The organism is Pseudomonas sp. NFACC14 (genome assembly GCF_900106885.1).
GTDB lineage: Bacteria > Pseudomonadota > Gammaproteobacteria > Pseudomonadales > Pseudomonadaceae > Aquipseudomonas > Aquipseudomonas fluorescens_AA.
On sequence record NZ_FNOA01000018.1, the window covers coordinates 120,385 to 139,235 of the forward strand.

The window sequence follows — 18,851 nt, forward strand, 5'->3', positions numbered from 1 at the left end:
CGCCATCAGCCCGACGCAGCGGCCGGCCATGTTACAGATCGTGGCCAGGCCAGGGAACTGCCCGGCACGACATTCACTGTTGAGGATTACGCAACAATGTCCTTCTTAACATGCACGGCCTGAACCTTGGCTGACGCTGATCAACTTCCTGCTCACCACAACAAGGTCCCTCCACCCTCGAAGTCCATTCACCGTTACTGCTGAGTCTCTTGCTCGGTAAACAGATCACTGAACAACATGCTCGACAAGTACCGCTCGCCCGAATCCGGCAGGATCACGACGATGGTCTTGCCCTGCATTTCCGGTTTTTCCGCCAGGCGCACCGCCACGGCCATCGCCGCACCGCAGGAAATCCCGCAGAGGATGCCCTCCTCCTGCATCAAGCGCAGGGCCATGGCCTTGGACTCCTCGTCAGTGACCCGCTCGACCAGGTCGACGATTGACAGGTCGAGGTTCTTCGGCACGAACCCGGCACCGATTCCCTGGATCTTGTGGGGGCTGGGCTTGATCTCATGGCCCGCCATCGCCTGGGTAATCACTGGCGAAACCTCGGGTTCGACCGCCACCGACAAGATCGGTTTGCCACAGGTGTTCTTGATATACCGCGAAACCCCGGTAATGGTTCCGCCGGTGCCCACGCCCGCCACCAGCACATCCACTGCGCCGTCGGTGTCGTTCCAGATTTCCGGGCCGGTGGTTTTTTCGTGGATCGCCGGGTTCGCCGGGTTATCGAACTGCTGCGGCATGAAGTATTTGGAAGGGTCGCTGGCCAGGATCTCGGCGGCCTTCTCGATGGCCCCCTTCATGCCCTTCGCCGGTTCGGTGAGCACCAGCTCCGCCCCCAGGGCCTTGAGCACCTTGCGGCGCTCGATGCTCATGGAGGCCGGCATGGTCAGCATCAGTTTGTAGCCACGGGCGGCGGCCACGAACGCCAGGCCGATCCCGGTGTTGCCCGAGGTCGGTTCGACGATGGTCATGCCCGGTTTGAGTTTGCCCGAGCTTTCAGCGTCCCAGATCATGTTCGCGCCGATCCGGCACTTGACCGAATACCCTGGGTTGCGCCCCTCGATCTTGGCCAGGATGGTCACACCGCGCGGGGCAATGCGGTTGATCTGCACCAGTGGCGTATTGCCGATGGAATGGGCGTTGTCAGCGAATATACGACTCATGGCTGGGTCCTTGATGCGGCGAGAATTTAAGCCTTTAAAGGTATGCCTGTTGCCCACGGGCGTCCAGTTGCACCGAACGTTCCCGTTGTTGCGACAGTCAATGGCATTAGAAGGCGCTCCCCCAACAAACGCTGGAGACTGACTGACATGAAGCGTCGATATCGCTGGCCACTGTGGGTGTTCGCCACCCTCGTCGCGGTGCTGGTGGCCCTGCATTTCGCCCTGCCTTACCTGGTACGCGACTACCTGAACGATAAACTGGCCAATATGGGCGATTATCGCGGCCGGATCACCGACGTGGACCTGGCCCTGTGGCGCGGTGCCTACCGGATCAACGGCCTGGAAATCGTCAAGGTCGACGGCAAGGTCCCGGTGCCGTTCGTCACCGCACCGCTGGTGGACCTGTCGGTGAGCTGGCACTCGCTGTGGTACGACCACGCGGTGGTGGCCGAGGTGGAATTCGCCCGCCCCGAGGTGAACTTCGTCGACGGCGGAGCCAACCGGCAGAACTCCCAGACCGGCCGGGGCACCAATTGGCGCGAGCAACTGGGCAAACTGCTGCCCATCACCTTCAACGAAGTGCGTATCAGGGATGGCAAGGTCACCTTTCGCAATTTCAACTCCAAGCCACCGGTCAACCTGCAGGCCACCGATGTCAACGCCAGCTTCTACAACCTGACCAACGTGGTCGACACCCAAGGCAAGCGCGACGCCCGCTTCGAGGGTAAAGCCCTGGTAGCCGAACATGCGCCCCTGGAAATGCAAGCCACCTTCGACCCCTTGAGCAATTTCGAAGATTTCGATTTCCGCCTGCGGGCCACGAACATCGAACTCAAGCGCCTGAACGACTTCGCCGCCGCCTATGGCAAGTTCGATTTCAATGCCGGCCACGGCGACCTGGTGGTCGAGGCCGAAGCCGACAACGCCCGACTCAGCGGCTACATCAAGCCACTGCTGCGTGATGTCGACGTGTTCGATTGGCAGCAGGACGTGGAAAACAAGAACAAGAACATCTTCCGCTCGGTCTGGGAAGCGCTGGTCGGCACGGGTGAGACAGCCCTCAAGAACCAGCGCAAGAACCAGTTCGCCACCCGGGTGGAACTCAGCGGCAATGTCCACCAGCAGGACATCAGCGCCTTCGAAGCTTTCCTGCAGATCCTGCGCAACGGTTTCGTCCAGGCCTTCAACGCCCGTTATGAACAGCCACCGCCTTCGACCGACTAGGCCTGTGGCGAGGGGATTTATCCCCTCGCCACAGGAGTGGGCAGTCCCCATCGAAATACGCCCAGACTGAGTCAACATGTGACGCCCCATTCAGAGACTGAATACAGCGTCTGCGTTCACAGTCGGCGGGGCCTCGCGTTATAGTCGGGCACGATATCTATTTCGTGCGCCCCGCCTCGCCAGGCCGGCGACACCGTTCGAGGAAGTGCAGATGAAGTTCGAAGGCACCAGCGCCTATGTGGCCACCGATGACCTGAAACTGGCCGTGAACGCCGCCATTACCCTGGAGCGGCCGTTGCTGGTCAAGGGCGAACCGGGCACCGGCAAGACCATGCTGGCCGAGCAACTGGCCGAGTCCTTCGGTGCGCGCCTGATCACCTGGCACATCAAGTCCACCACCAAGGCTCACCAGGGCCTGTACGAGTACGACGCGGTCAGCCGCCTGCGGGACTCGCAACTGGGCGTGGACAAGGTCCACGACGTGCGCAACTACCTGAAGAAGGGCAAGCTCTGGGAAGCGTTCGAGTCCGAAGAGCGGGTGATCCTGCTGATCGACGAAATCGACAAGGCCGATATCGAGTTCCCCAACGACCTGTTGCAGGAACTCGACAAGATGGAGTTCTACGTCTACGAGACCGACGAAACCATCAAGGCCAAGCAGCGCCCGATCATCATCATTACCTCCAACAACGAAAAGGAACTGCCGGACGCCTTCCTGCGCCGCTGCTTCTTCCACTACATCGCCTTCCCGGACCGCGTCACCCTGCAGAAAATCGTCGATGTGCATTACCCGGACATCAAGAAGGACCTGGTCAGCGAAGCGCTGGACGTGTTCTTCGACGTGCGCAAGGTGCCGGGCCTGAAGAAAAAGCCCTCCACTTCCGAACTGGTGGACTGGCTCAAGCTGCTGATGGCCGACAACATCGGCGAAGCGGTGCTGCGCGAGCGTGATCCGACCAAGGCCATCCCGCCGCTGGCCGGCGCCCTGGTCAAGAACGAGCAGGACGTGCAACTGCTCGAGCGCCTGGCGTTCATGAGCCGTCGCGGCACCCGCTGATCCTCTTCGTCCAACAAGAGCGAGGGCGATTGCCATGCTGCTTAATCTGTTCAACGAGATGCGTGCCGCCAAGGTGCCCGTGTCGGTGCGTGAACTGCTGGATCTGATCAACGCGCTGAAACAGCGGGTGATCTTCGCCGACATGGACGAGTTCTATTACCTGTCCCGGGCGATTCTGGTAAAGGACGAACGGCATTTCGACAAGTTCGACCGGGCGTTCGCTGCGTACTTCAACGGCCTGGAGAAACTCGACGACCACCTCCAGGCGTTGATTCCCGAGGACTGGCTGCGCCAGGAATTCGAGCGCTCGCTGACCGATGAGGAACGGGCACAGATCCAGTCCCTGGGCGGCCTGGACAAGCTGATCGAAGAATTCAAGAAACGCCTGGAAGAACAGAAGGAACGCCATGCCGGTGGCAACAAGTGGATTGGCACCGGCGGCACCAGCCCGTTCGGCTCCGGCGGCTTCAATCCCGAGGGCATTCGGGTCGGCGACGCCGGCAAGCGCCAGGGCAAGGCCGTGAAGGTCTGGGACCAACGCGAGTACAAGAACCTGGACGACCAGGTGGAGCTGGGCACCCGCAACATCAAGATCGCCCTGCGCCGGCTGCGCAAGTTCGCCCGCCAGGGCGCGGCCGAAGAGTTGGACATCGACGGCACCATCGACCACACCGCCCGGGACGCCGGCCTCTTGAACATCCAGATGCGCCCGGAGCGACGCAACACCGTCAAGTTGCTCCTGCTGTTCGACATCGGCGGTTCGATGGATGCCCACGTGAAGATCTGCGAAGAACTGTTCTCGGCCTGCAAGACCGAGTTCAAGCACCTGGAGTACTTCTACTTCCACAACTTCGTCTACGAATCGGTGTGGAAGAACAACCTGCGCCGCACTTCCGAGCGCACCTCGACCCAGGATTTGCTGCACAAGTACGGTGCCGACTACAAAGTGATCTTCATCGGCGACGCCGCCATGGCCCCCTATGAAATCACCCAGGCCGGCGGCAGCGTCGAACACTGGAACGAAGAAGCCGGTTATGTGTGGATGCAGCGCTTCATGGAGAAGTACAAGAAGCTCATCTGGATCAATCCGTACCCCAAGGACACCTGGGGTTACACCGCCTCGACCAACATCGTGCGCGAGTTGGTGGAAGACCGGATGTATCCGCTGACCTTGCGGGGGTTGGAGGAAGGGATGCGGTTTCTTTCCAAGTGATCTTTGGCGCCCTTTTAGGGCCTCATCGCGAACAAGCTCGCTCCCACACTGGATCTTCGTCACACTGAAGACCCCCTGTGGGAGCGAGCTTGCTCGCGATGCTTTTAGCGGTCGAGAAAACTACGCAAACACTCCACCTGCTGCCGATGCGCAACCTCCTGCACCACCGGCCGCAACCGCACCTGTGCCCCCGGCAGGCATTGCGCCAGCCGGGCCAGGGCCAACGGTGTCAGGGCGCCCAAGCGTGGATAACCGCCGATGGTTTGCCGGTCGTTGAGCAGCACGATCGGCTGGCCGTCCGGCGGCACCTGCACAGCGCCCAGGGGGATACCTTCGGAAATCATCGCCGCCCCCTGATACTCCAGCGCCGTGCCCAGCAACCGCATGCCCATGCGGTCGGCGCGACTGTCCAGCGTCCACGGGGTGTTGAACGCGTCGAACAGACTCTGCCCGCTGAACGCGCCATTCTGCGCCCCCAGGATCAGGTCCAGCGGCTGCGCCTGCTGGAAATCCGGAATCCGCGTGTGCGGCATGGGCCGAGGCGTCGCCGTGCCCGAATAGCTCAAGTGCGCGCCGCGACTCAGCGCCAACCCCCGTCCATCCAGGCCACCGAGTTCCTCGCGCAACACCGTCGCCCGGCTGCCCAGCACCGCAGGCGCATTGAAACCGCCAGGGGCCGCCAGATAAGCCCGGGCACCGAGCACCGGCTGGGTGAGCGCCAGCACCTGGCCCTTGCGCAGGCTGAAGAAGCGCCACGATGCCACGCCCTGGCCGTCTATTCGCGCGCCCAGGTCCGCCCCGGCCAGCGCCAGCACGCAATCCTCTTCGGCCACCACGGTAAAGCCGCCGAGGGTAATCTCCACTACCGCCGCGTCCAGGCCATTGCCGAGCATCCAATTGGCCCAGGCCATCGACAGCCAGTCCGCCGCCCCGCCCTGGGTCACGCCCAGGTGCCTCACGCCGAAACGGCCGGCGTCCTGCAACAGGCACAGCGGTGTGCTGGCCTCGATCAACAACCGGCTCATGCCTGGGCCTCCAGCGGTGTGTCGTCGCCACCCAGCGCGATGAATTCGGCGTGGTCCACGGGGGCAAAACGCACCGTGTCCCCCGGCTGCATCAGGCTGTAGCCGTCGCGCTCACGATCAAACAATTTGGCCGGGGTGCGACCGATCAGGTTCCAGCCGCCGGGCGACACCACCGGATACGCCGCGGTCTGGCGTTCGGCGATACCGACACTGCCCGCGGCCACGCGCTTGCGCGGCGTGTCGAGGCGCGGTGCAGCCAATGCTTCGTCCACCAGCCCCATGAAGGCGAAGCCGGGCGCGAAGCCCAGGGCAAACACCTGGTACTCGCGTTCGCTGTGGCAACGGATCACCTGGGCGACCGTCAAGCCGCCGCGGCTCGCCAGCAGCGCCAGTTCCGGCCCGACGCTAAGGTCGTACCAAACCGGCAGCACGTGGCATTGGCCGGCGGTCCGGGCATCCGGGGAGAGGTCATGCAGCGCCTCGCCGATCAATGCGCGGGCCTGGGCCGGGTCCAGGGCGAGCAAGTCGTAGTGCACCATCAAGGTGGTGTAGGACGGCACCAGATCGATCAGATGTTCGGCAAACACCGCACGCAGGCGCTCGCTGGCGGCGAGCATCCAGGGCATGTTGGCCTCGGCGATCTCGTCGAACAGGCGCACCATCAGGCAGTCCACCGCCACCACTTCCAAGCGTGGTTTCATGGCGCACGCTGCCGATCCAGGGCTTCGCGGATGCGTTGCACGGCCGCCACGGAGCTGGCGTTGTCACCGTGCACGCACAAGGTATTGGCCTTCAGGTGCAAGGCGTTGCCATCACTGGCGGTCAACGCATCGCCGCGGGCAATGGTCAGGGCCTGCCCGATAATGACCTCGGGATCGTGGTGCACCGCGCCCGGCGCTTGCCGCGAAACCAGGCGGCCAGCACTGTCGTAGGCACGATCGGCAAAGGCTTCGAACCACAGGGTCAGGCCGTACTCGTCGCCCAAGGCCTGGGCGGCGCTGTTGTCCCGGGTCGCCAGGAGCATCAGCGGCAGTTGCCGATCATAGGCCGCGACAGCCTGGATCACCGCGCGCAGCTGCGCCGGGTTGGCCATCATGTCGTTGTACATCGCGCCGTGGGGTTTGACGTAGCTGACCTGCCCGCCCTGGGCCCGGCAGATGCCGTCGAGGGCGCCGATCTGGTAATGCAGCAAGTCCTGCAATTCCTGGGCGCCATAGGCCATGGAACGGCGGCCGAAGCCCGCCAGGTCTTGATAGGCCGGGTGCGCGCCGATCCGCACGCCGTGGCTCAGGGCCAGGCTGACGGTCTTGCGCATGATGCTCGGGTCGCCAGCGTGGAAACCGCAGGCGATGTTGGCGCAATCGATGAAGGGCATCACCTCGGCGTCCAGACCCATGGTCCAGTTGCCGAAGCTTTCGCCAATGTCGCAGTTCAATAGCAGGCGGTTCACGGTGAACGCTCCTGTAGGTTCTTTCTTTTGTTTAGCTGTGGGGCACGTACCCCACAGGTTATCAGTTACTCGGCTTCCAACTGCTTGCCTTGGGTTTCCGGCAGGCTCAGGGCCGCCAGGATCACCACGCCATAGGACACCGCTGCGAACGCCCCGATACCCACGCTCAGCGGCACCTTCTGGCTCAGAATACCGATCAACAGCGGGAACAATGCCGCCACCGCCCGGCCAATGTTGTAGCAGAAGCCTTGGCCCGAACCACGAATGCGCGTAGGAAACAGTTCGGTGAGGAACGAGCCCATGCCGCTGAACATGCCCGACGCGAAGAACCCCAAGGGGAAGCCCAGCCAGAGCATCACGTTATTGCTCACCGGCACCTGGGTGTACAGCAGGACGATGGTGAAGGAGCCGACGGCGTACAGGACGAAGTTCTTTTTGCGCCCCAGGATGTCACTCAAATAGGCACTGATGACGTAACCCACGTAGGAACCGACGATCACCATCGCCAGGTAGCCGCCGGTGCTCAATACACTCAGGCCGCGCTCATTTTTCAGGAATGTCGGCAGCCAGGACGTGATGGCGTAGTAACCGCCCAGCGCACCGGTGGTCAGCAGCGAGGCGCGTAGGGTGGTGAAGAGAATGCCGGGGGCAAAAATCTCGTAGAACTTCGCTGGGTTTTCCGGCGTCAGCCGGGCCTTGGTCTGGTTATAGACGTCTGGATCCTTGACCAGTCGGCGGACGAAAATCACGAACACCGCCGGCACGATGCCGAGGATGAACAGGGCGCGCCAGGCGTCTTCCGGCGGCAGCACCGAGAACAGCAGCGCATACAGGATCGCCGTCAGGCCCCAGCCCAGCGCCCAGCCCGACTGCACCATGCCCACGGCCTTGCCGCGGTCCTTGGCACGGATCACCTCGCCCATCAACACCGCACCGGCGGTCCACTCGCCACCAAAGCCGAAGCCCATCAAAGTGCGAGCGATCAACAGTTGTTCGTAGTTCTGGGCAAAGCCGCACAGGAAGGTGAAGAAGGCAAACCACAGCACTGTCAGTTGCAGGGTGCGCACCCGACCGATCCGGTCGGAGAGAATGCCCGCCAGCCAGCCGCCAATGGCCGAAGCGATCAAGGTGCTGGTGTGGATCAGGCCTGCCTGGCCGGTGGTGATGCCCCACATCGCGATCAGGGTCGGCACCACGAAACTGAGCATCTGGGTGTCCATGCCGTCCAGGGCGTAACCGATCTTGCAGCTCCAGAAAGTGCGACGTTCCTGCTGGTTGATGTTGCGATACCAATCGAACGGGCCAGAACGGGCCTGGGGTTGGGGGACGCCGAGCGTGTCGGGTGCACTCATGGGGGTTCTCCACGGTTTTATTGTTGTGAGTCTCGACGACGCTGACGTGGAGACCGTTGCCCCGATTCTTGAGCGCGTGGCCGATCCCGTCCAACGAATAAAACCCTGGCTGGGTCATAAGAAAAACTTGATTGGGTTAGACGCCGGGCCTGGCTGAACACCGTTGTGGCGAGGGGATTTATCCCCGTTGGGCTGCGAAGCAGCCCCCCAATGCAGCAATAGAAATGATCCGCCTGACACATGTGGTGGCCTTGTAAGGGGCCGCTTCGCGCCCCAGCGGGGATAAATCCCCTCGCCACAGAAGCCGGCGGCGGTTTTACAACCCCCGCAGATCCCGCTCTTCAATCGGCCGCCCCTGACGCAGGCGCTTGCCGCCCAACACCACCCAGTCGATCAGGCGGAACAGGCATTCCAGGCCGAACGACAGCAACATCGCGCCGCTGATGCCCCAGACCATGGCCTCGGGGGTCAGCAGGATCTGGTAGCTGTAGCCGTTCCAGGTTTCCTTGCGAATGTCCGGATCGGCGGCCAGCGCCACTTGCAGCAGGCGGATGTACCACGGCCCTTGCATGGCCTGGAATTGCTTGTCCAGGGCCTGTTGACGCACGAGCAAGGTGTTCAGGCTGTCGGCATCGCTGCGAAAGATCGGGTCCTCGCTGGCGCGGTAATGGGCCACCAGGGCCTGCATGTCGCCCTTGAAGAACTGGTTGGCGGTGCCCTGGAAACCTTGCAGGCCGGTCTGCGCCTCGATCAGGTGAGCCTCGACCCGCTTGGCGTAATCATTGATGAAGCCCGGCACCTGGACCCCAACCAACAGGCCCACCGCGAACAACACCAGCCGTAGATAACTGAGCAACATAGCGTGACGTCCTTATTCGGTCCGGCCATGGCTGACGCATTCGCCGCGTCGCCACAGGCTCCATTGGCCCGGTTCGTAGCGGGTCCAGGTTTCGTTTTCGGTCAAGGGCTCGGTGGCGATCACCGTGACTACGTCGTTGGGCGTGGTTTCCGCCTGGAAATCGACAATCACATCCACGTCCTTGAGCCGCGCCGGGCCGAACGGCGCGCGACGGGTGATCTGGGCCAGTTTGGTCGAGCAGTAGCAGAACAGCCAGTCGCCATCGCTGAGCAGGCAGTTGAACACGCCTTTGCTGCGGTATTCGGTGCAGGCCTCGATCAACGACGGCAGCAGCTGTTCTACCTCCACCGGCTCCGGGAAGGCCTGGCGCACGCGGTTGAGCAAATCGCAGAAGGCCGCTTCGCTGTCGGTGTCGCCCACCGGGCGGTAGAAGCTCACGCCCGGTTGGAAATCGGCCAGCTGGCCGTTGTGGGCAAAACACCAGTTGCGGCCCCACAACTCACGCACGAAGGGGTGGGTGTTGGACAGGCAGACTTTGCCGACATTGGCCTGGCGAATATGCCCGATCACCACTTCGCTCTTGATCGGATAGCGCTGCACCAGGTTCGCCACCTCCGATTCGCTGCTGGCGGCCGGGTCCTGGAACAGGCGCAGGCCACGACCTTCATAGAAGGCGATGCCCCACCCGTCCCGGTGCGGCCCGGTCTTGCCACCGCGCTGCATCAGCCCGGTGAAGCTGAACACGATGTCGGTCGGCACATTGGCGCTCATGCCCAGTAACTCACACATGCTCGAACTCTCGCTTCAAGGGGCAGGCCTGCTTACAGGCGCGGTTCGATACGCGAACGCTGGGGGTTGCTCGGCACGGGCGGGCGACCGTAGCGGTCGTCACCGGCCACGCCGAACGGTGGTTCGTCCTCTGGCTCATCGGCTGCGGCGGCGGCTTTGGCGGCGGCCGCCCGTTCCTTGCGCGCGTTGGCGGCGCGCTCGATGGGGAAGCGGATCAGCACGACCACCAAATAGAGGCCGAAGGCGATCATGCCGTACATGAGCAGATCGGACGCCGCCCGCCAGACGTTGTTGCCGACCTTGAACAGGATGTCCAGGGCGACAATGGCCAAGGCCGGGGCGACTTTGTCCTTCACCGGGTCGACGATGGTGGGGCTGAACAGCAACACCGCCATCAGCAAGCGCAGCGGTTCGCGCAACCAGCGCCACATCCAGCGGGTCATGCGCATCCACACCAGCAGGCAGCCCAGGGCAGCGAAGGCGTAGAGGCCCCAGGCGATCAGATAGTCATTCTCGGTCATGGTGTCCATGGCAAGGCAGGCAAAGAGACGCTTATAGTAACGGCTTTTCGCGCGTCAGGCTGCCCCGGCGTCTGGCGAATGGCCTGTGTGGTGGCTTCTGTCCAGGCCGCGTGTCCCTTTTCGTACAACGTTCGAGAGCCTTTCATGTCCCTATCTGCCCACGTTTCCAACGCCCCGATTGCCCGCAGGGACGCCGGTGTTGACCCGTACGCCTGGCTGCAGGAGCGCGACACCGACGCCGTGCTCGACTACCTCAAGGCGGAAAACAGCTATCAGGAGGCGCAACTCGCCGATCAGGCCGAACTGCGTGAAACCCTGTTCCAGGAAATCAAGGGCCGGATCCTCGAGACCGACCTGTCACTGCCCTCGCCCTGGGGCCCATACCTGTATTACACCCGCACCACGGCCGGTGACGAGTACCCGCGCCACTACCGCTGCCCACGCCCGGCCGACGACAGCCTGAGCGTGGACGAAAGCCACGAACAACTGCTGCTGGACCCCAACGCGCTGGCCGGCGGCGAATTCTTTGCCCTGGGCGCCTTCAGCATCAGCCCCGACCACCAGCGCCTGGCCTACAGCCTGGATACCACGGGCGACGAGATCTACACCCTGTTCGTGAAGGAATTGTCCAACGACAAGGTCAGTGAACTGTCCTTCGACAATTGCGACGGCAGCATGACCTGGGCCAACGACAGCCTGACGCTGTTTTTTGGTGAGCTGGACGACACCCACCGCCCCCACAAACTCTGGCGCTATCGCCTGGACGGCACCGCCGCCGAAGAAGTGTTCCATGAGCCGGACGGGCGTTTCTTCCTGCATTGCTATCGTTCGAGCTCGGAAAAGCAACTGATCCTGTCCCTGGGCAGCAAGACCACCAGCGAAGTCTGGGTACTGGACGCCGCGCAACCGCAACAGCCCTTCACCTGCCTGGCGCCACGCCTGGAAAACCACGAATACGACGTCGACCACGGCCTGCTCGATGGCCAATGGACCTGGTTGATCCGCAGCAATCGCGACGGGATCAACTTCGCCCTGTACCAGGCCGCCGACACCGGCGTGGCGCCGACCGAGGCCGACTGGCAGAACCTGATCCCCCACAGCGATACGGTGATGATCGACGGCCTGAGCCTGAACGCCAGGGCCATGACCTTGAGCCTGCGTGAGGGCGGCCTGCCGATCATCGAGGTGCATCCCCAGGACTTGCCGGCGTATCGGGTGCAGTTGCCGGACGCGGCCTACAGCCTGCATGTGCAGAACAGCCTGGAATTCGTCAGCGACAGCATCCGCCTGCGCTACGAGGCCCTGAACCGTCCGGCACAGATCCGTCAATTGGACCTGGCCAGCGGCAAACAGGTTGTGCTCAAGCAAACCCCGGTACTGGGCCCGTTCGACGCCGATGCCTACGTCAGCCAACGGCTGTGGGCGACGGCGCCAGACGGTACACAAGTGCCCATCAGCCTGGTGGTCAAGCGCGAAGCCCTCGGCCGGCCGATGCCGCTGTATCTGTACGGCTACGGCGCTTACGGCGAAAGCCTCGACCCGTGGTTTTCCCATGCGCGGCTGAGCCTGCTCGATCGCGGCGTGGCGTTCGCCATCGCCCATGTGCGGGGCGGCGGCGAGCTGGGGGAAGCCTGGTATCGCGCCGGCAAACAGGAACACAAGCACAACACGTTCGGCGATTTCATCGCCTGTGCCGAGCATTTGATCGCCAACGGCTTCACCACCGCCGAACAACTGGCGATCAGCGGCGGCAGCGCTGGTGGCCTGCTGATCGGCGCGGTGCTCAACCAACGCCCGGAGCTGTTCAAGGTCGCGATTGCCGAGGTGCCGTTCGTCGATGTGCTCAACACCATGCTCGACCCGGACCTGCCGCTGACCGTCACCGAATACGACGAATGGGGCAATCCTGAGGAACCGGACGTTTATGATCGGATCCGGGCCTACGCCCCGTACGAAAACGTCCGCGCCCAGGCGTATCCGGCGCTGCTGGTGATCGCCGGTTATAACGACAGTCGCGTGCAGTACTGGGAAGCGGCCAAGTGGGTGGCGAAATTGCGCGCCACCAAGACCGATGACAACCCCCTGCTGCTCAAGACCGAACTGGGTGCCGGCCACGGCGGAATGAGCGGGCGCTACCAGGGATTGCGTGACGTAGCGCTCGAATATGCATTTGTCTTGAAGGTTTTGGGGTTGGGTTGAGGAACTCTGTGGGATGGCCGGGTCTTAGCTCCATGCGCTGGGCATCCCAGATCAAATAACAAGGGTTCCTCTTCAATCCAAACCCGTAGCAGACACAAGAAAAAGACCGTGCCAACATGTCAGAATCGACCTTACTGAACAAAGAAATCCGCGACTGGCTGATGGACTGCGGTCTGTTCGACCAGTTGCTGCCCGTCGACTTCGCCGCCGCGTCGGGCTACTTCAGCATCAGCGCCATCGCCGAGGGCGAAGCGATTTTCCACGAGGGCGATGCCGGCAGCTTCATGTGCATCATCCACACCGGCCAGGTGGCCGTGCAGAAAACCGGTCCCGACGGCCAACCCGTGACCATCGCCACGCTGCGCAGCGGTCGGGCCTTCGGTGAAATGGCCGTGCTCGACGGCGAACGGCGCTCGGCCAGTTGCATCGCCGCCAGTGATTGCCAGTTGCTGAACCTGGGCAAGGACTCCCTGGAAAAAATGCTCAACGACGCCCCCAAGATCGCCGCCAAGATCATCCGCGCCCTCGCCGTCTCCCTGTCCAAGCGCCTGCGCATGGCCGATGGACAGTTGTTGTCGCAGCAGGTCTGACAACAACACATAAACCCTGTGGGAGCGAGCTTGCTCGCGATGGCGGCGGATCAGCCAGCATTGAAGTCGACCGACACACCGCTATCGCGAGCAAGCTCGCTCCCACAGGTTATTGAGTCGTCTTGTCGATTTACCCCCCCGGCGACTTGGCCTTCACCGGCTTCGGCTCCATGCCCGGTATCGGCAGGTCCTTGGGCGGCTTGGGCATTTCAATAGGCGGCAGCAAGGGCGGCCCACCGCTTCCGGTGCCCCCCTTGGGCACACCGTTGGGCGTGACCGGCGGATACGGCATGGGGGTGGCGGTGCCCGGCGAGCCCGGGATGCTGGGCGGGTTGACCGGAATCGTCGGTTGTTGAGCCTGGGCGCAACTTATTGAGAGCGCCGCCAGGGCAATGGCCGTTAGAATGATGCACTTCATCAATGGCTCCGTGGCTATTGTCTGCTTTAAGGCTAGTCGTTACCGCGCGGTTTGCCCTCCTACGAGATTTCCATGAAACGTTTCGTTCTGCTCGACACCACACCCATCCCTGATAACGGCGGTGCCCTGTGCCTGTTCGAGTACGGCGAAGACTTCGTCATCAAGATCCAGGGCGGCGACGGCGGGCAGTTGATGAACACCCGCATGCACGGTTCCGAAGACGCCCTGGCAGAGATTCCTTGCCGCAAGGTCGCCGGTCGTCCTGGCTCGCGCGTGCTGATCGGCGGCCTCGGCATGGGCTTTACCCTCGCCTCGGCCCTCAAGCACCTGGGCAAGACCGCCGAAGTGGTGGTGGCCGAGCTGGTGCCCGGTGTGGTGGAGTGGAACCGTGGCCCCTTGGGTGAAAAAGCCGGGCGACCGCTGGCAGACCCGCGCACGGTGATCCGCATGGAAGACGTGGCCAAGGTGCTGCAAGCCGAGCCCCAGGGTTTCGACGCGATCATGCTGGACGTCGACAACGGCCCGGAAGGCCTGACCCAGAAAGCCAACAGCTGGCTGTATTCGGCCGGTGGCCTGGCTGCCTGCGCCAAGGCCCTGCGGCCCAAGGGCGTATTGGCGGTGTGGTCGGCCAGCGCTGACCGGCAGTTCTCCGACAAACTGAAGAAAGCCGGCTTCAAGGCCGAGGAAGTGCAAGTGTTCGCCCATGGCAACAAAGGCACCCGCCACACCATCTGGATTGCCGAGAAACTCAAGGGCTAAGCTAAACTGTGCCCAACCGTCATCAGTCTTTATCTACAAAGGTGAACCCATGAGTTCGTCAACGCCACCGTCCAACACCGCCAAGCTGGACCGCATCCTCGCCGATGCCCAGCGCGACCGGGAGATGGGCTACCGCGACAAAGCCCTGAAAATGTACCCCCATGTCTGTGGCCGCTGCGCCCGTGAGTTTTCCGGCAAGCGCCTGAGCGAACTGACCGTCCACCACCGCGACCACAACCATGACAACAACCCCCAGGACGGTTCCAACTGGGAACTGCTGTGCCTGTACTGCCACGATAACGAGCACTCGCGCTACACCGACCAGCAATACTTCGGCGACGGCTCCCTGAGCACCCCGAAAATCGCCAAGGCGACCCACAACCCCTTCGCCGCGCTGGCCGGGTTGATGAAGAAAGACGAGTAATTTACAGCCTGTCAGGCCGCCATCGCGAGCAAGCTCGCTCCCACAGGGTTTTGTGAACGCCGAAATCCAGTGTGGGAGCGAGCTTGCTCGTGATGGCGATCAAACAGACACCACACATCTCGAACCTGACCACCCTCCCCCATTCCCCGTATAATCGCGCCTTTTCCCCAAAGGCACCCCGCCCGTGGCCAACAAACGCTATAGCTGCATCGGTCTGTTCAACCCCAAGTCACCGGAAAACGTCGGTTCGGTCATGCGTGCCGCCGGTTGCTACGGCGTGGCGTCAGTGTTCTACACCGGCAAGCGCTACGAGCGCGCCGCCGACTTCGTCACCGACACCAAGAAAGTCCACTACGACATCCCGCTGATCGGTATCGACGACCTGAAGAAAATCCTGCCCCTGGGCTGTGTGCCAGTGGCTGTGGAACTGGTGGAAGGCGCTCGCCCCCTGCCCGAATACACCCACCCGGACCGGGCGCTGTACATCTTCGGCCCGGAGGACGGTTCGCTGGACAAGGACATCCGCGACTGGTGCGAGGACGTGGTGTACATCCCCACCACCGGTTGCATGAACCTGGCCGCCACCGTCAACGTCGTGCTGTACGACCGCATGGCCAAAGGCAACAACACCCGTTCGGGGCCGCAATTCCGCTGATCGGTGCAAAACTCGATTGAACAAGGCAATCGCTCGGGCAGTCAGTTTTATACCAACCCCATACTGGAGACAGATCATGAGCGATAACAATCCGTTCGAGCCGATCGAGAGCACCCCTTTCCAATCTCGTCCGCCGCAAAACGTGCATGGTTGGGAACGCATTGGCTCACTGGCCGGCGGTGTGCTGATGATGGGCAAGGGCTTGCGGCGTGGCGGGGTGATTGGTCTGGCTCAATTGGCGATCGGCGGCATGGCCCTGGCGCGAGGCATCACCGGGCATTGCTCGGCCAAGAGCCTGCTGGAGAAGAATCGCCAGAATATGCACAGCGCCCGTGCCCGTATCGAGGAGGCCGGTGAGGAACTGAGTCGCCTGAAGGCCAATGCCGAGGCGGCGACTGGCACGGCGACGGTGACCGGGAATGATTCGCTGGTTTCGCCGAAGGCTGGGCTCTGATTTTTGCAGCGCCGCTGATGACCCCTTCGCGAGCAAGCTCGCTCCCACAGGTTTTGTGAACGCCGAAAGTCCAATGTGGGAGCGAGCTTGCTCGCGAAAGCGGTGTCACTGAAGTAACCGGGTATCCAGTACAGTAGAGGCCCCACCCAGAACGCTCTCACTGAGCTGCACAAACTCCTTGGTATCGACCGTCTCCAACCGCATCGCCCCCTGCAACACATCATCCAGCGAACGCTTGTTGCGGGTTTTCAGGCGAATCTCGCGGTCCAGTTCCTGCAACAGCAACACCGCCTTGGCCACCGCCGCCGGGCCGATCTGCTCGCCGCGCAAGGTGGTGACGCCCTTGCTCTCGCGGGCGAGCCGGTCGTTCAGGGTCTGGAAGCGCTCATCACTCAGGCCGCCGGCGCGGCGTAGCAGTTCAATGGCGTAGTACTCGGTCAGCCCCTCACTGATCCAGTCGCTACGATCCTGATCATTGACCCGGGCCAGCGCCTGCACCAACTCCCGCAACAACGGGCTGCTGCCCCGCTCGCTGACCAGCGGCGGTCGACTGTGCAGGTAAATCGAGTCATGGCCGGCCTGGGCACCACGCCACAGCGGATCGCCGGCGCCGACGATCAGCAACTTGGCCGGATGACGCGGCACCAACGCTTGCACCTGCGGCCAGACGAACGTCAGCAGCGTCAGCACATCCATCCGGCGCATGCCCTGGCCCTGGGGCGAGGCCACCGTCACTTCGGTTTCGCCCAGGCGTGTGCGGCGGCTGCCCAGTTTGCCGGCGAGCATCCAGCCAGTGGGGCGGTCGAATAGGCGCGAGGGGTTATCGATGCGAAAGCGTTGTTTGCCGATACGCGGCCAGGGGGTCTCGATGCTTTTCCAGCCATCGGGCAATTCCACCTCAAGACGGGCCACCAGTTCGACGCCATCCTGTTGGTCGAGCTTGGCCGCCGGCACCAGATCGTCGCCGCGCAGCAACGCCCACGTCGGGGTCATGCGGGTTTCGAAGGTGGCGTTCTTGCGGGCATGGCTGATGCGCACACGGTAGCTCAGGCTGGCCTTGTCGGTAGCCGGACGCCAGACGCCACGCGCCTCCTTGCCGGGGGTGAGCTGCCATTGGCCGTCGGCCTTGAAATCGCTGTAGCGGCTGCCGTCGCCGAGGTCGAAATCCAGGCTGCGCACCGCCGCCCCTCGGGCCAGGGTCAGGCGCACCTCGGCCTGATCGCTCTGTGGCAACAGGTGCACGTGATAATCCAGGTCGACTTTCTGCGCCGCCCACAGCGGCCCGCACACCGCCAGCAGCCCGGCTGCCAGCATCCATTTCAATCCTGCAGCCATGGGTTCTCCCTGGTGGTGCACCGTCCGGTGGTTCAGCCGGCGCGGAAAATCAGATGATCTTCCCAATCGTCTTCCGGCACGCTGCCTTCGGCCAACATGCGCCCGGACTGGGAAATGCGTTCGTGGTGCACGGCCTCTCGATCACCGCAGACCAGGTGGTGCCACAACGGCAAGTCCTTGCCTTCGCTGACCAGCCGATAACCGCAGGTGGGCGGCAGCCATTTGAACTCATCGGCCTTGCCCGGCGTGAGCTGGATGCAATCGGGCACGAACTCACGGCGATTAGGGTAGTCGGTGCACTGGCAGGTTTTCAGGTCCAGCAGTTTGCAGGCGATGCGTGTGTAGTAGACGCTGTTGTCGTCTTCGTCTTCGAGCTTTTGCAGGCAGCACAGGCCACAGCCGTCGCACAGCGATTCCCACTCCTGTGGATCGAGCTGATCGAGGGTTTTGCGTATCCAGAACGGTTCGACTTTGGCGGCCATGGCTCAAGCATCAACATCAGGTGGTGAAAGGCCGACAGTCTAGTGCCGGGACCTCCTCAGGCCAAGCATTGGCGACTGTCGGTAGGCAGGGGCTTGTCAGGCCGGACGCCGGGACGTAGGTTGCTGCCTTGTCTTTCCAAACTCGAACCAGGTGAGCCCATGAGCGCCAATTCCCGCATTGCCGATTACGCGATCCACCCTCAGTTCATCGAACGCTGGTCGCCCCGCGCGTTTACCGGCGAAAGCATTGCCGAAGAAACCTTGCTGAGCTTTTTCGAAGCCGCGCGCTGGGCCCCTTCGGCCTACAATTCGCAGCCATGGCGCTTCCTGTACGCACGGCGCGACACGCCGAATTGGGAGCGTTTCCTGGGTTTGCTCAACGAATTCAACCGCGGCTGGGCCCAACACGCCTCGGCGCTGGTGATCGTCATCTCGAAAACCACCTTCGCGGTGCCCGGTGCCACGGAGGAAACCCCGGCGCAGAGCCACACCTTCGACACCGGCGCGGCCTGGGGCCACCTGGCGTTGCAAGCCAGCCTCAGCGGCTGGCACACCCATGGCATGGCCGGTTTCGACCAGGAACTGACCCGCAAGGAACTGAAGATCCCGGAAGGCTACGCCCTGCACGCCGCCGTGGCGATTGGCAAGCTGGGGGACAAATCGACCCTGGCCGAATACCTCCAGGCCCGCGAAGTCCCAAGCCCGCGCCGGCCATTGAGCGAACTGGTGGCCGAAGGCGACTTCACCCTGTAACCCTATTCTGTGCCCACTGAAGACCCACTGTGGGAGCGAGCTCGCTCGCGATGGCGTCAGGTCAGCCACTTTGATGTTGACTGAAGCACCGCTATCGCGAGCAAGCTCGCTCCCACATTTCGA

21 protein-coding genes are annotated in these 18,851 nt (G+C 62.8%); 10 read left to right on the forward strand and 11 right to left on the reverse strand.

Going from position 1 to position 18,851, the window contains the following annotated elements:
• Nucleotides 1–194: 194 nt before the first annotated feature.
• A complete protein-coding gene (cysK, locus tag BLU85_RS22930) occupies nucleotides 195–1,169 on the reverse strand; it encodes a cysteine synthase A (protein WP_092204651.1) in 975 nt (324 codons plus the stop codon).
• Between the two features lie 147 nt (nucleotides 1,170–1,316).
• On the opposite strand from cysK, the gene BLU85_RS22935 reads away from it, so the two are divergent.
• The 3 genes from BLU85_RS22935 (at nucleotide 1,317) to BLU85_RS22945 (ending at nucleotide 4,663) form a co-directional block, all read left to right on the forward strand.
• Nucleotides 1,317–2,393, forward strand: a complete 1,077-nt coding sequence (locus tag BLU85_RS22935) for a DUF748 domain-containing protein (RefSeq protein WP_092204652.1) — start codon at nucleotides 1,317–1,319, stop codon at nucleotides 2,391–2,393.
• 211 nt (nucleotides 2,394–2,604) lie between these two features.
• Nucleotides 2,605–3,450, forward strand: a complete 846-nt coding sequence (locus tag BLU85_RS22940; RefSeq protein WP_003184225.1) for an AAA family ATPase — start codon at nucleotides 2,605–2,607, stop codon at nucleotides 3,448–3,450.
• A gap of 34 nt (nucleotides 3,451–3,484) precedes the next feature.
• Nucleotides 3,485–4,663, forward strand: a complete 1,179-nt coding sequence (locus BLU85_RS22945; protein ID WP_092204653.1) for a vWA domain-containing protein — start codon at nucleotides 3,485–3,487, stop codon at nucleotides 4,661–4,663.
• 104 nt (nucleotides 4,664–4,767) lie between these two features.
• On the opposite strand, the gene BLU85_RS22950 is transcribed toward BLU85_RS22945, so the two are convergent.
• The 7 genes from BLU85_RS22950 to BLU85_RS22980 form a co-directional block, all read right to left on the reverse strand.
• Nucleotides 4,768–5,688, reverse strand: coding sequence for a 5-oxoprolinase subunit C family protein (locus BLU85_RS22950; RefSeq protein WP_092204654.1), 921 nt, complete (start codon nucleotides 5,686–5,688; stop codon nucleotides 4,768–4,770).
• Nucleotides 5,685–6,389: a 5-oxoprolinase subunit PxpB gene (gene pxpB, locus BLU85_RS22955; RefSeq protein WP_092204655.1), complete on the reverse strand. Its 705-nt coding sequence runs from the start codon at nucleotides 6,387–6,389 to the stop codon at nucleotides 5,685–5,687. Before pxpB ends, BLU85_RS22950 begins: the two co-directional genes overlap by 4 nt.
• Nucleotides 6,386–7,138 carry a 5-oxoprolinase subunit PxpA gene (locus BLU85_RS22960; RefSeq protein WP_092204656.1) on the reverse strand — a complete coding sequence of 251 codons (753 nt, stop codon included), beginning with the start codon at nucleotides 7,136–7,138 and terminating at the stop codon, nucleotides 6,386–6,388. The genes pxpB and BLU85_RS22960 overlap by 4 nt, the downstream gene beginning before the upstream one ends.
• A gap of 65 nt (nucleotides 7,139–7,203) precedes the next feature.
• Nucleotides 7,204–8,490 (reverse strand): MFS transporter, encoded by a 1,287-nt coding sequence (locus BLU85_RS22965; RefSeq protein WP_092204657.1) that lies wholly within the window; start codon nucleotides 8,488–8,490, stop codon nucleotides 7,204–7,206.
• 316 nt (nucleotides 8,491–8,806) lie between these two features.
• Entirely contained in the window at nucleotides 8,807–9,349 is a 543-nt protein-coding gene (locus BLU85_RS22970; RefSeq protein WP_018607553.1) for a DUF2937 family protein, read from the reverse strand.
• A gap of 12 nt (nucleotides 9,350–9,361) precedes the next feature.
• Nucleotides 9,362–10,138, reverse strand: a complete 777-nt coding sequence (locus BLU85_RS22975; protein ID WP_053120116.1) for a class II glutamine amidotransferase — start codon at nucleotides 10,136–10,138, stop codon at nucleotides 9,362–9,364.
• A 32-nt stretch (nucleotides 10,139–10,170) separates the two neighbouring features.
• On the reverse strand, nucleotides 10,171–10,668 hold the full coding sequence (locus BLU85_RS22980; RefSeq protein ID WP_092204658.1) for an MFS transporter: 498 nt from the start codon (nucleotides 10,666–10,668) through the stop codon (nucleotides 10,171–10,173).
• Nucleotides 10,669–10,803: 135 nt separating this feature from the next.
• Here BLU85_RS22980 and BLU85_RS22985 point away from each other — a divergent pair, with 135 nt between their 5' ends.
• A complete protein-coding gene (locus tag BLU85_RS22985; RefSeq protein WP_092204659.1) occupies nucleotides 10,804–12,858 on the forward strand; it encodes a S9 family peptidase in 2,055 nt (684 codons plus the stop codon).
• Nucleotides 12,859–12,974: 116 nt separating this feature from the next.
• The gene (locus BLU85_RS22990; protein WP_092204660.1) at nucleotides 12,975–13,448 is read left to right on the forward strand and encodes a cyclic nucleotide-binding domain-containing protein; all 474 of its coding nucleotides are present in this window, start codon (nucleotides 12,975–12,977) and stop codon (nucleotides 13,446–13,448) included.
• Between the two features lie 130 nt (nucleotides 13,449–13,578).
• Here the strand turns inward: BLU85_RS22990 and BLU85_RS22995 are convergent, their stop codons facing one another.
• Nucleotides 13,579–13,866: a hypothetical protein gene (locus tag BLU85_RS22995; RefSeq protein ID WP_092204661.1), complete on the reverse strand. Its 288-nt coding sequence runs from the start codon at nucleotides 13,864–13,866 to the stop codon at nucleotides 13,579–13,581.
• Between the two features lie 72 nt (nucleotides 13,867–13,938).
• Between BLU85_RS22995 and BLU85_RS23000 the strand changes: the two genes are divergently transcribed.
• From BLU85_RS23000 to BLU85_RS23015, 4 genes are all read left to right on the forward strand, one after another.
• Nucleotides 13,939–14,625, forward strand: coding sequence for a spermidine synthase (locus BLU85_RS23000; protein WP_018607541.1), 687 nt, complete (start codon nucleotides 13,939–13,941; stop codon nucleotides 14,623–14,625).
• Between the two features lie 49 nt (nucleotides 14,626–14,674).
• The gene (locus tag BLU85_RS23005) at nucleotides 14,675–15,049 is read left to right on the forward strand and encodes a YajD family HNH nuclease (protein WP_003184246.1); all 375 of its coding nucleotides are present in this window, start codon (nucleotides 14,675–14,677) and stop codon (nucleotides 15,047–15,049) included.
• Nucleotides 15,050–15,233: 184 nt separating this feature from the next.
• Complete coding sequence (locus tag BLU85_RS23010) at nucleotides 15,234–15,704, forward strand: RNA methyltransferase (protein WP_003198862.1); 471 nt, start codon at nucleotides 15,234–15,236, stop codon at nucleotides 15,702–15,704.
• Between the two features lie 76 nt (nucleotides 15,705–15,780).
• Complete coding sequence (locus BLU85_RS23015; protein WP_092204662.1) at nucleotides 15,781–16,158, forward strand: YgaP family membrane protein; 378 nt, start codon at nucleotides 15,781–15,783, stop codon at nucleotides 16,156–16,158.
• 105 nt (nucleotides 16,159–16,263) lie between these two features.
• Here BLU85_RS23015 and BLU85_RS23020 read toward each other — a convergent pair whose 3' ends face one another.
• Together BLU85_RS23020 and BLU85_RS23025 are read right to left on the reverse strand one after the other, a co-directional pair.
• Nucleotides 16,264–17,493 (reverse strand): hypothetical protein, encoded by a 1,230-nt coding sequence (locus BLU85_RS23020; RefSeq protein WP_092204663.1) that lies wholly within the window; start codon nucleotides 17,491–17,493, stop codon nucleotides 16,264–16,266.
• Nucleotides 17,494–17,525: 32 nt separating this feature from the next.
• On the reverse strand, nucleotides 17,526–17,975 hold the full coding sequence (locus tag BLU85_RS23025) for a YcgN family cysteine cluster protein (protein ID WP_092173122.1): 450 nt from the start codon (nucleotides 17,973–17,975) through the stop codon (nucleotides 17,526–17,528).
• 159 nt (nucleotides 17,976–18,134) lie between these two features.
• Here BLU85_RS23025 and BLU85_RS23030 point away from each other — a divergent pair, with 159 nt between their 5' ends.
• Nucleotides 18,135–18,728, forward strand: coding sequence for a nitroreductase family protein (locus BLU85_RS23030; protein WP_092204664.1), 594 nt, complete (start codon nucleotides 18,135–18,137; stop codon nucleotides 18,726–18,728).
• Nucleotides 18,729–18,851: the final 123 nt, after the last annotated feature.